9 protein-coding genes are annotated in these 11,118 nt (G+C 49.2%); 5 read left to right on the forward strand and 4 right to left on the reverse strand.

Annotated elements, in window-relative coordinates; genetic code table 11:
• Positions 1–94: 94 nt before the first annotated feature.
• Positions 95–1,696: a CHAT domain-containing protein gene (locus POG22_RS02670; protein WP_498903483.1), complete on the reverse strand. Its 1,602-nt coding sequence runs from the start codon at positions 1,694–1,696 to the stop codon at positions 95–97.
• A 370-nt stretch (positions 1,697–2,066) separates the two neighbouring features.
• Between POG22_RS02670 and POG22_RS02675 the strand changes: the two genes are divergently transcribed.
• The 4 genes from POG22_RS02675 (at position 2,067) to POG22_RS02690 (ending at position 7,949) form a co-directional block, all read left to right on the forward strand.
• A complete protein-coding gene (locus POG22_RS02675) occupies positions 2,067–2,567 on the forward strand; it encodes a hypothetical protein (RefSeq protein ID WP_498903484.1) in 501 nt (166 codons plus the stop codon).
• Between the two features lie 880 nt (positions 2,568–3,447).
• The gene (locus tag POG22_RS02680) at positions 3,448–4,122 is read left to right on the forward strand and encodes a hypothetical protein (protein ID WP_498903486.1); all 675 of its coding nucleotides are present in this window, start codon (positions 3,448–3,450) and stop codon (positions 4,120–4,122) included.
• A 134-nt stretch (positions 4,123–4,256) separates the two neighbouring features.
• Positions 4,257–6,926 carry a bifunctional acetaldehyde-CoA/alcohol dehydrogenase gene (gene adhE, locus POG22_RS02685; protein WP_498903488.1) on the forward strand — a complete coding sequence of 890 codons (2,670 nt, stop codon included), beginning with the start codon at positions 4,257–4,259 and terminating at the stop codon, positions 6,924–6,926.
• 507 nt (positions 6,927–7,433) lie between these two features.
• Positions 7,434–7,949: a GNAT family N-acetyltransferase gene (locus tag POG22_RS02690; RefSeq protein WP_498903490.1), complete on the forward strand. Its 516-nt coding sequence runs from the start codon at positions 7,434–7,436 to the stop codon at positions 7,947–7,949.
• Positions 7,950–8,098: 149 nt separating this feature from the next.
• On the opposite strand, the gene POG22_RS02695 is transcribed toward POG22_RS02690, so the two are convergent.
• The 3 genes from POG22_RS02695 to POG22_RS02705 all read right to left on the reverse strand — a co-directional run bounded on the left by POG22_RS02695 (position 8,099) and on the right by POG22_RS02705 (position 10,150).
• Positions 8,099–8,275, reverse strand: coding sequence for a hypothetical protein (locus POG22_RS02695; RefSeq protein ID WP_498903492.1), 177 nt, complete (start codon positions 8,273–8,275; stop codon positions 8,099–8,101).
• Positions 8,276–8,288: 13 nt separating this feature from the next.
• Positions 8,289–9,422 carry a hypothetical protein gene (locus POG22_RS02700; protein ID WP_498903494.1) on the reverse strand — a complete coding sequence of 378 codons (1,134 nt, stop codon included), beginning with the start codon at positions 9,420–9,422 and terminating at the stop codon, positions 8,289–8,291.
• A gap of 251 nt (positions 9,423–9,673) precedes the next feature.
• Positions 9,674–10,150 carry a hypothetical protein gene (locus tag POG22_RS02705; protein WP_498903495.1) on the reverse strand — a complete coding sequence of 159 codons (477 nt, stop codon included), beginning with the start codon at positions 10,148–10,150 and terminating at the stop codon, positions 9,674–9,676.
• Between the two features lie 130 nt (positions 10,151–10,280).
• On the opposite strand from POG22_RS02705, the gene POG22_RS02710 reads away from it, so the two are divergent.
• Complete coding sequence (locus tag POG22_RS02710; protein ID WP_498903496.1) at positions 10,281–10,880, forward strand: Uma2 family endonuclease; 600 nt, start codon at positions 10,281–10,283, stop codon at positions 10,878–10,880.
• The last annotated feature ends 238 nt before the right edge of the window (positions 10,881–11,118 follow it).

The raw sequence follows: 11,118 nt of genomic DNA on the forward strand, positions 1-11,118 counted from the left end.
CTGGTGACTGGTGACTGGTGACTGGCGACTGGTGACTGGTGACTGGTGACTGGCGACTGGCGACTGGTGACTGGCGACTGGTGACTGGTGACTGTCAACTGTCAACGACGAACTCCCAGACTTGACCTTGAGAACTGCCGAATTTGAGTTGAGTTCCCGAGGAGAGCGAGATTTCTTGATGGTGAATTTTGCGCCAGTCGTCATCTTCACGTACTAGGGTTCCGTAGCGGGAAAAGTCCCGTAGAAAGTAGGTGGGATACGAACAGTCGTGGAGGTGGCGATAAAAGATTTCGGCGTGGCGTTGGGACACCCAGCGTTCGGGGACGACGGCGTCGTTGTCTTCGGTGCGTCCGACGCGTAGTAAACCGCGACGGATGCGCCATACCGTGTCGTCGGGATCGAGCGATCGCAAACAGGCTTTGGTGGAGAGGCGATCGAGTCGCGTGGTGGAATTTTCGGGGAGTTCGGTGACGATTTGATGGGGCGCTTCGAGGAGGTGGCCGTCGAATTCGGGATGGAGGTAAAGAACCGGGAGCGTCCAAGCGGGCTGATTGAATTTGTACAGCGTCAGCAGTTGTTGGCGGGCGATCGCTACCGCGCGATCGATGGGCTGGCGTTGGGCGAGGGCTTGGGCGAAGCTTTGAATGAAACTGAGGGCTTCGCGATCGGCGATCGCGTCTCGCATGGCTAACACCGCCGGGACGCCGTGATGGACGAGAACCTCGGCGAGGCTGCTACGGGGAATCAGGCGATCGTTGTCGCGGTCGGGGCTGGCCCCCCAACAGGCGTTGAATACAGCTAACGTCACTTGCGATCGCACTAGCACTTGAGCCAGTTCCGTTCCGGTGAGGGTGGTGTCTTCCCGCAGGAACAAGCGGCCGCCCTCGGGGGAGGGAACGCCGTGACCGGAGTAAAGTAAGATGTTGTACTGTTTGGTTTCCAGGCGATCGATCAGCTCGGCGGGAGTCGGTTGAATGAGCGTATCGACGCGATAGGGAACTACGGCGTCTTGACGGCTGCAATTGGCGAAGAGTTCGGCAATTTCGCTCGCTTCAGTTTGCAAGTCCAACACCGACGCCCGGCTGTCGTTCGGTTGTCCCAAGACGAGCAGCATTTGCAGCGATCGACTGGCATTCCGCAGGGACAGGGGATCGACATCGCAGGTGGTGCGACTGAAGAGGATGTTTTGCGCCAGGGACAACGCGGGTTTTCCCAAACGCGGCTGTGCGATTTCCCAGGGAAGCCCGATGAGGGCGGGATCTCGCACGTCTAAGCGTACCCGCAGGGGCATCCGCCGTCCGAGGGCGATTCCTTGACTTTGAGCGAAACTGCGTTGCACCGCTCCCGCAAACAGCCAAGTCCACAGTTCTAAGCCTAACTGCTGCATGAGCCGACTGCTGTAACTGCCCATTGGGGGGGTTTCGGTAGGAACGAACGGGTCGGCGGTGGGGGTGGAAACGCCGACGGTAGCGGGTTGGGGCGGCGTGGGAACGGGGAGGCGGTTCAGGGAAAAGAGATCTTGCCACTCCCGCCAGGTTTGGGTGAGGACATCGGACCAGGAGCAGTCGTGATGGACGTATCCGCCGGGGTGGGGGGCTTGCAAAACCCAAATCGCATATCGATCGCCAGCTTCGCCGACATCGACGTTTAACGGCGCGATCGCCAAACTCAAACCGGGATCGTCAGGTTGCAGCATTCAAAAGACTGTGTGTGAGGAATTCAGCGATTTGTGAGTTATTTTCCCAGTGTATCGAATCGAGATTTCGGACGCGATCGCTCGTGAAGAGCCACGCTACTATTGAAACTTGAATAAAGAGAGGATAAAAACAGTATAAGACGGAGAAGCAAGTTAACTTGTTCCCCAGAGGAGAGACGCGATCGAAGACGAGAGGGAGCATCTCAACGTACGGAAGAGTGTCGATCGTCGATCTCCAATCTTTCAACCTCTCGTTTTAGGCTCGAGCGAAGGGAAGCCCCGTCCGAGTCTTTTGTTCCGAGCGAGAAAGGGGTTTCAGGAGAGAGTTATCGAATTTGAGATGCACGCAGCCAGAGGAGCCACAAACAATATGGAGACAGCAAACGAAGCAGCGTTAGCTGAACTCGCTTGGTCTGTAGAAATGTCTTTGGGGAAGTTTTCGTTGTTGTTTGCTTGCTGTAACGATACACGAACGCGCGATCGCTTGTTAGAGGGTTTTGCGGCAATTTGTCCGCAACGTATCCGAATCCTCGAACTGTCGTCGAATACCCGCCATCCTTACAGTGACATTCGCCAGCGACTCGGGGAGGATGTCCCAGATGTGTCGATCGTCGTGGGGTTAGAGACGGTGAAGGCGTCGGCGTTAACGGCGATGAATTCCATGCGGGAGGAGTTTCGTCAGTCGTTTCCCTTTCCGCTACTGTTTTGGATTACGGATAAAACCCATCGATCGCTGATTCGCGTGGCACCGGATTTTGAGAGTTGGGGAACCACGACGAAGTTTGAAAGTTCGGCGAGTGAGCTTGTGGAGGCGGTGAACGAGACGGCGAACTGTTGGTTTCGTCACGATCGCCCAGTTCAGCCCGGATGAAAAGTACGTTCTGAGCGTCTCAAACGAGAGTACAGCGCAGTTGTGGCGAGTTTAGACGTTGGACGAACTGCTAAAACGGGGGGGGGTGAATGGTTGTACGACGACCCGATACGGAATCCGAATTTCAAATACTGTTTTTTCCAGCTCTTCCGACCTTGGTATGTTGGGTAAATTCCTGTAGTTTACATATGCAAAGAGACTTAGCGATTTGAGGCTCCTTGTATAATTTAGTAAAAACTCTTGGCTCTTCGGAGTTTAGGGTGACAGAAAAACTAACTTCACGAGATTTCAAGGGTTTTGGCTCTCGAATCTTCAATTTTTTGTATTATGCTATACATTTATAACCACAAACTCCGAAGACCCAACTCTTAGTCTGTAGGAATTTCAGCAATTTTTTGCATCGTAACTTCAGAAAAACCTTTTTTCCCAACCCGGCAAGCCTCTCTCTATCCCCCCAACCCCCCTTTGAAAGGGGGGCTAAGGGGGGATGTGGTGAAGACTTATTAGAAACCCAGCTTATTGGAAAAGGATCGAGTATGACGACAAATCCCAACGCCACGGACGACGATCGCGCTATGTGTGGCATTTCGCCGCGAGAGGACGAGGAGAGTCTGAAGTAAACCGCATCGCTCTCCTTCAACCTCCCTATTTTCTCCTCGCAAAATATTAACTAAATCTAAATATTTCTAACAATTTTGATAACTGGATTACACTTTACGAAGAAATGCGGTCAATCTTCGTAATAAAAATTTGCCGATCGCCCCGCCCCACGAGCGATCGAGCAATATTGAGACACAAAACTTGAAATAACTCTAAAGACCGCGAGCGTCCGATGCGATCGCGTTAAACTAAACGTAACGCTAGAACAGAACGCTCGACGATGAAGCTGAAATTTTTCGCCCTACTGCTGGCTTTTACCCTGCCGTTAACCGCTTGTGGTGGTGGCGACACAGCCGCCGATAGCCCAGACACCACTGCGGGCGAGACGACAGAAGCCCCCACTGAAGACACCGCCACAGACCCCCCCGATACCGAAGACGGAGCAACCGCTACAGACACCACAGACCCCGAAGACAGCGCCAGCGAAACCGCCGAAGGCGACTGGTACACCTACGAATCGGGGAACTATACCGCTCGCTTCCCCGGAGAACCGATCGAAGATAGCCAAAGCGTACCCGTCGAAGGGGCTGGAGACATCGAACAAACGTTGGTTCTTTACGAAGATACCGGCGCGCGACGGGCGTACATCATCGCCTCGAACGTCATGCCCGAAGGGGTGGAATTCGATATCGAAACCAGCCTCGAAAACATGAAAAACACCACGCAAACCAACCTCAACGCGACGGTGGAAAGCGAAGAAAGCATTGAAAGTAACGGACTTCCCGCGCGATCGATCCTCATGTCTACCGAGGAGGGGACTCGTTTTCAAGTCTTGCTCGTCGCCGATACTGAAAACGCTGCCCTCTATCAACTCGCCGTCGGCGCACAAGACGGAAACGTAGACTTCCCCGAAGCGCAACAGTTCTTCGATTCTTTCGAGCTTTTGCAGTCGTAACCGACGTAGGGCGATCGACATCGCATCATCGACACAGGGCGTATCGAAATCGTCGATTTCCCGATGGAAAGCGGCAAAATCCCCGTCGTTGAAAACGTTCTCTAGCTAATGTCGCACTCAAGGAGACGCGCATCGTGAGCGAACCTGTCACGAACCTCGAACAACTTGAAGCTCTCATCTCTCGCGTCAAAAAAGCTCAAACGGCTTACGCGAACTTCAGCCAAGAACAAGTCGATACCATCTTCAAAAAAGCAGCCCTCGCTGCTAACGCTGCCCGAATTCCCCTGGCGAAACTCGCCGTCGAAGAAACGGAAATGGGCGTCGTCGAAGACAAAGTGATTAAAAACCACTTTGCTTCCGAAATCATCTACAACAAATATAAAGCCGAAAAAACCTGCGGCATCATCGAAGAAGACAAATCCTTCGGGATTCAGAAAATCGCCGAACCCGTAGGTATTCTCGCCGGAATCGTCCCCACGACGAACCCCACATCAACGGCGGTGTTCAAGGCACTCGTAACCCTGAAAACCCGCAACGCCATTATCTTCTCGCCGCACCCCCGCGCCAAAGACTGCACGATCGCAGCGGCGAAAATCGTCCGAGACGCCGCCGTCGCCGCAGGGGCACCAGAAGACATCATCGGCTGGATCGACGAACCCACGGTTCCCCTTTCTCAAGCCTTGATGCAGCACCCGGATGTCAAACTCATCTTGGCCACCGGCGGCCCGGGAATGGTGAAAGCCGCCTATTCCTCCGGTAATCCCTCCCTCGGCGTGGGTGCGGGCAACACCCCAGCCCTCATCGACTCTACCGCCCACATAAAAATGGCGGTGTCCTCGATCCTGTTGAGTAAAACCTTCGACAACGGCATGATTTGCGCCAGCGAACAGTCCGTTGTCGTTCTCGATGACGTGTACGACACCGTCAAACAGGAGTTTATCGATCGCGGTGCCTATTTCCTATCCCCCGAAGAACGAGAACGCCTCGGTAGCCAACTCATCGTTAACGGACGCCTCAACAGCGGCATCGTCGGACAACCCGTCGAGAAAATTGCCGAAATGGCCGATATTCGCCTGCCCTACGGAACCCGAGTTCTCATCGGAGAAGTAGAAAACATCGGCCACGAGGAACCCTTCGCCCACGAAAAACTCTCGCCCATTTTAGCTATGTATCGGGCGCAGAATTTCGACGAAGCGGTGGACAAAGCCGAAGCCCTGGTGGAATTCGGCGGACGCGGACATACCGCCGCCCTCTACGTGAACCCCTCCCAGTACGATCGCATCAAACTGTTTGAGGACAAAATGCAGACGGCGCGGGTTCTCATCAACACTCCCTCGTCCCAAGGGGCGATCGGCGACCTGTACAACTTCCGCCTCGACCCCTCTCTAACCCTCGGTTGCGGAACCTGGGGCGGCAACTCCATCAGCGAAAACGTCGAACCCCACCACCTCCTCAACATCAAAACCGTCGCCGAACGGCGGGAAAATATGTTGTGGTTCCGGGTTCCGCCGAAAGTGTATTTCAAATACGGATCGCTCCCGGTGGCGTTGCGAGAACTTGCAGGGAAAGAACGGGCGTTTATCGTCACGGACAAACCCCTGTACGATTTGGGAATGACCGCTTACGTCGAAGACGTTCTCGACGATATCGGCTTGAAATACGATATCTTCTACGACGTCGAACCCGATCCCTCTCTCGATACGGTCAATCGCGGTTTGGCGTTGATGAATACCTTCAAACCGGATGTGATTATCGCCCTCGGCGGCGGTTCGCCGATGGACGCGGCTAAAATCATGTGGTTGATGTACGAACACCCGGAAATTGAGTTTGAAGGGTTGGCGATGCGGTTTATGGACATCCGAAAACGGGTGTACGATTTACCGCCGCTGGGTGACAAAGCGATTATGGTGGCGGTTCCGACGACTTCAGGAACGGGTTCGGAAGTGACGCCGTTTGCAGTGGTGACCGATCGCCAGAACGATATCAAGTATCCTCTGGCGGACTACGCCCTGACGCCGAACATGGCGATCGTCGATCCCGAGTTGGTGTTGCATATGCCGAAGAGTCTGACGGCGTTCGGCGGTATCGACGCCCTGACTCACGCGATCGAAGCCTACGTCTCGGTGTTAGCCTCGGAATACACCAACGGCTTAGCCCTCGAAGCGATTCGCCTCATTTTCAAATACCTGCCCAGCGCCTATCACAACGGCGCAAAAGATCCCAAAGCGCGGGAGAAAATGCACTATGCGGCGACGATGGCGGGGATGGCGTTCGCCAACGGTTTCTTGGGGATTTGTCACTCGATCGCCCACCAACTTGGCGGGACGTTCCACATTCCTCACGGCTTAGCCAACGCGCTGATGATTTCCCACATCATCCGCTACAACGCCACGGACGCACCCTTCAAACAAGCCACCTTCCCACAGTATAAGTATCCCAACGCCAAATGGCGCTACGCTCGCATTGCCGACCACTTGCAACTCGGCGGCGAAACGGAAGACGAGAAGGTGATGCTGCTGGTTCAGGCGGTGGAAAACCTGAAGAAAGAAGTGGGCATTCCGGCGGCGATGAAAGACGCCATGCAGCAAGACGAGGCAGAGTTTCACGTCCAACTCGAACGGGTGGCCGATCGCGCCTTTGACGATCAATGTACGGTGTCGAACCCCCGCTATCCACTCATTGGCGAGTTGAAACAGTTAATTCTGGATGCGTACTACGGCAATCTGGATTTATCGTCCCTCAACGGCCATCGGTTTGAAGGGGTTCCCGACGTTCCCGCCGAACCGGAACCAGTGATGACGTAATCGGTTCTTCACAGTTTTCAAATTTAGATCTTGAGGCGGGTGGTTTGCCCGCCTTTTTTACTGTCGAAAACGCTCGATCGAGGCGAGTGGTAACGGGTAAAAAAAACTGCTTAACGATCGCTCGACTATTATATCAGTCCCAAATGAGTTGTCAAAAATTAAAACATCAGAAAAAATTCGCTTCCCTGTTCCCCGTTCCCGATTTTGTTACACAACTGATTTAGAGTTGCTATAGTATTAAAGCAAACGCTATTGATGGTGACTGAGTTATCTCAAAAATTCTATATAACAATCCTAAATCATTTATAGCAAATAACCTGTTGAAACTCCGTTTCGTGGATCGCACGATCTATCGAGATCCCCGGCATCTTGGAAATGCCGGGGATCTTATGCCACCCTTCACTGGAATGAAATTTTGCTGTGAATCGTTTAGGACTGCTATATGTCGCGTGTTATACTGTGATTTTTTCCATATTCCAAAGTATCGATCGCTCGTAAAATTGCAAGATGAAACTTCCCTTAGAAACTCAAAAATTCATAATTCGTCAATTTCAACCGCAAGATCTGACAGGGTTTTTAGCGTTTATGTTAGATCGAGAATCGACCGAGTATTTGATGTTTGACGAAGAACAGAAAACTCAAGACGGCGCGACAGCACTGTTCGAGGCTGTGTGTGCTTCTTATGACTCTCCCGATCCGATAGGTTCCTATGCAATTGCTGAAAAACAGTCGAACAATTATGTCGGTTCTTGTGGATTTGCACCCTACGATCGCGGAATTCTAGAATGCTATTATAGTATCAACAAAGAGCGCACCGGAGAAGGAATCGCCACAGAAATCGTAAAGGTTTTAGCTGAAACGCTATCGAAAGATGCTGAAGTTCGAGCCTACTGCCATCCTGAAAATTTCGCAGCTCATGCAGTCGCTAAAAAATGTGGATTTATGCCAATGGGAATCCATAAACATAAACACTTTAACGCGGAAGGCGAGTTATTTATCTACAAACGCCGCACGTCACGATAAAGGGTGCATCTCAATTCTGCGATAAGTATAAATACTTAAAGGAGTAAATCCCCTTCTAGCAGTCCTTGAGGAATATATTGACAAATTGCCGAACTTGTGTATTTGCAAAAGTGAGATGCACCCACGATAAACGTGCGACTACCCGGTTCTCAAACTTTTACGAAGATAACTTTTGCACCTCCAGCAGCAGGAGCCGCGACAGACCATGAATAACGAGCGATCGCCATTGACTGACGCCGAACTGTGAAGAATTCGCGATCGAGTGTTAGACGATAGGTTTTGGCTGGAGTGCGATCGGGATGAGCCTTCAAACAAGAGAAATTCATAAAATTTAAAATTTTATTCCGACTCTAATTCAAGGCTATTACATTCATTTTCAGACTGTTGCTGACTGTGATAATTAGGCTCATACTTTTGGCAGTCACCACAAGGATCCATATTCTCAGGAAAAATATCGCTAGAAGAACCATTGATTACATCTTCGTTTTCATACAAATATTTACCTAAAGCCGACCACCAGTGCGGGCATTTTCGAGAAAAATGATATTTTAAATTTTTTATGCCAATAAATTCTCCTCTTAAAGGTTTGAGTTCACCAAACATTGAGGTATAGTTTTGAGTTTCTTTTAGTTTGATAGAGATTTGTTCTAAAAAGCGAACAAAGTTTTGTATGCTGTATATATCTTTGATAGACATTTGACGTTTTTCAAGTTGTTTAGTTTCTTGAATTAGAGTCTCTATAAAATTTTGAGACGGGATCTCTACTTCCATCAGTCTCGTTAATTTTTCTATATGAAGCTCAATTTGTGTTTGTGTATCTTGTGACTTTTGTTTTTGCTTGTTTTGTATTTCGTATAATTTTTTGTAGTGATTTCTCTTTTCTTCTGCTATTTCTCGTGAAAACCAATCTGTGTTCGTCTTTACTTCTCCCCAAAATTCTGCTAGTGCTTCTTTGTCTTCAATTCTACCAAATGCTAAATCCTCAATTAATCTCATGCAAACTTCTAACTTAGCTTCAAGATTTATTTTTTCTTCTATAGATATTTGTTCGCTGTTATTATTATTTAGTGCCTCAATCAAAGAAACTAGTTTCTTATTGCACTCAATTTGTAGGTTGGCAACTTCATCGATGATATCGCCAGTGATTACAGAAGCAATCAAATGCGTTACAGTGTTAAAAGGAAATTTATATTTTGCTCTGAATCCTATAAACAGCCAGTTAATAGTAGTTTTGACAAGGAAGATTAAAACTTGAATAAAATTTATTGGTTTTTCAAAAAAATCAACGGTTTGGAGTTTATCCTTTAATAAACCACCAGTTCTGTCTGGATTTGAAATATAAATATTAAAAAGCTTGCCATTATCGTTTACCTGGTACTGATAAATATCTCCGTATACTGCTTGTGCAACCTGAGTATTTGAAGTATCGCTTACGTTTTGTTGCTGAGCTGGATTTTCTCTCGGAGTATCCATTGAAAGCAAGTATAAATGAGCGTTCTCAATTAAGATGAAATCGGGTCTTCGGAGTTTGTGATGATAAATGTATCCTAGACTACATAATGCTCGGTCTTCAATCGCTAAAACCCTCGGTATCACGTTATCTAGACACAAAAAATCACCGTATATCCCGAAGACCCATGAAATCATACAGGATTTGTCAGGAGCTGTGAGCTTACTTCACAGCTCCTGTTGACCATTTATGATTCAAGTAAAATTGATTATTGCTATACAAAATCTGTATTGTTGAACCCTAGCCATTGAGCTAGAGGATCGAGAAATGGATGAAGTAAATCGTAGGTAGCTTTAACAGATTTTGCGGATTCAACAACGCGGCGTAAATTACCCGCAATATTTCCCTTGTCAGGGTTTTCCTCTGCCGCTTCAGCCTTTGCTGAATGTAAGCGACTTACTGCTTTCTGTTTATCAGCTTCTGTTAATTCAGAGCTACGGACGATCTCCACTAACTTATCTAGTATGTCTACTATCTCTGCCACTGATAAGTCTTGATTTGATAAACTATTAGTATCTTGCTGCACTTGGGTTAAGTCTCTACCGGCTTGTCCTACTTGTCCAGAGACCGAACCGTGAATACTTTGAGACTGCGTGGGTTGTGAGGGGTGTCCGTCTTTTTCTTTCTTCTTGCCAAATCCGAACATAAACACAAATCCTTTGTTTTCTATGAAACTACTTAAAGTCAGCATATAGAATAGCATATTTCAAGTTAACGGGCTACGATCTTGCCCTGATGCTGGCGTACTCTCGTACAAACCAATCAACGGATCGGTGTTCGTACTCGATCGCCCCTCAACCTAACCTCTCCCCAACTCCGCGATGATTGCCCAACCCGATCGCATCCACCTCACTCCTGAAGAATACCTCGCCGCCGAACGCGACTCTCCCATCAAACATGAATATCACGACGGCGAAGTCCAGGCTATGGCAGGAGAGATCGATCGCCACAACCTCATTACTGGTAATCTCATCGCCTTAATTTTCCCCGTTGCACGTCAACACGGATGTCAAACCTATAGCTTGAGTATGAAAGTGCGGATCGAAACGCAAAATCGGTTTTACTATCCCGATTTACTCGTCACCTGCGACTCGCGCGATCGCGATACTCGCTACTACAAACAACATCCTAAACTCATCGTCGAAATTCTCTCCGAAAGTACCGAAGCCTTCGACAGAGGCGACAAATTTCAACACTATCGCCAACTCGAAAGCCTCGAAGAATACATTCTCGTCAGTCAAACTCATCCCGCCGTCGATGTCTTTCGTCGCACGGGCGATCGCACTTGGGAATTTCAACCCTATACTGTTGGTGAAACGGTTCGCTTTGCCAGTCTCGAACTCGACTGTGCGATCGCTACGATTTACGAAGACGTAACCTTTGTACCTCCAGCAGCAGAAGCCGCGACAGACAATGAATAGGGTACATCTCAAAAATGTAAATCTATACGAGAGAATAAGGATTTCAGCCTCCAATTCTCATGTTTTTGCAAAACTGAGATGCACCCAATGAATAACTAGCGATCGCGATAACGATTAGATCGCTTCTAAACTCAAAATCAAGCCATTCTGTAATTTGTCATGACTCAGACCACGATTCACATTACGCCTGACGGACAAATTCTCATCCCCCAAAGCCTGCGCGATCGCCTTAACCTCA

The sequence above is a fragment of the Geitlerinema sp. CS-897 genome (genome assembly GCF_028368005.1).
GTDB classification, from domain to species: domain Bacteria; phylum Cyanobacteriota; class Cyanobacteriia; order Cyanobacteriales; family Geitlerinemataceae; genus Baaleninema; species Baaleninema simplex.

Bases quoted from the DNA above. Each gene is read 5' to 3' on its own strand.
- POG22_RS02710 (WP_498903496.1), top strand. From the start codon at position 10,281: ATGATTGCCCAACCCGATCGCATCCACCTCACTCCTGAAGAATACCTC.
- POG22_RS02695 (WP_498903492.1), bottom strand. From the start codon at position 8,275: ATGAATTTCTCTTGTTTGAAGGCTCATCCCGATCGCACTCCAGCCAAA.
- POG22_RS02670 (WP_498903483.1), bottom strand. From the start codon at position 1,696: ATGCTGCAACCTGACGATCCCGGTTTGAGTTTGGCGATCGCGCCGTTA.
- POG22_RS02690 (WP_498903490.1), top strand. From the start codon at position 7,434: ATGAAACTTCCCTTAGAAACTCAAAAATTCATAATTCGTCAATTTCAA.
- POG22_RS02700 (WP_498903494.1), bottom strand. From the start codon at position 9,422: ATGGATACTCCGAGAGAAAATCCAGCTCAGCAACAAAACGTAAGCGAT.
- POG22_RS02680 (WP_498903486.1), top strand. From the start codon at position 3,448: ATGAAGCTGAAATTTTTCGCCCTACTGCTGGCTTTTACCCTGCCGTTA.
- POG22_RS02675 (WP_498903484.1), top strand. From the start codon at position 2,067: ATGGAGACAGCAAACGAAGCAGCGTTAGCTGAACTCGCTTGGTCTGTA.
- POG22_RS02705 (WP_498903495.1), bottom strand. From the start codon at position 10,150: ATGCTGACTTTAAGTAGTTTCATAGAAAACAAAGGATTTGTGTTTATG.